1 protein-coding gene is annotated in these 486 nt (G+C 45.7%); it reads left to right on the forward strand.

The genetic code is table 11. From position 1 onward, the window contains the following. The coding region (locus AB4486_RS25160; protein ID WP_372119432.1) for an AraC family transcriptional regulator at positions 1-486 on the forward strand (486 nt) is incomplete at both ends.

The raw sequence follows: 486 nt of genomic DNA on the forward strand, positions 1-486 counted from the left end.
TTTCATCTCTCTGTGCCTTGTCTGGTGTTTCAAGATATCTTTTTCGGTCAGCCGGTTCGGTTTGACTTGAGGATCTGTTGCGAAAACAGCTTGCAGTTTGAAACAAGCTCTGGATTTGGTGTGGTGATCGATAGCGATCTAAGTGCTACCCAAGAAGCCGATATTATAATTATTCCAAGCTGGCCAAATGACCTGCCAGAGCCAAGTGAGCGACTTCTAGAGGCGTTAATAGATCATCATGATAAAGGGAAGTTGCTGGTAGGGCTCTGCCTCGGGTCTTATGTACTTGCATGTGCTGGCGTTCTCGATGGAAAACGAGCCACAAGCCACTGGGCATTTACCGAACAATTTCAGCAGCAATTTCCTAAGGTGAATTTTGACCCAAACCCTCTATTTGTTGAACATGAGACTATCATTACCTCTGCTGGAGTAGCTGCTTCACTCGATTGTTGTCTACATATAGTGCGCCGTTTGTGTGGTAGTGAG

The organism is Vibrio sp. 10N.222.55.C6 (genome assembly GCF_041473395.1).
Classification (GTDB): Bacteria; Pseudomonadota; Gammaproteobacteria; order Enterobacterales; family Vibrionaceae; genus Vibrio; species Vibrio crassostreae_C.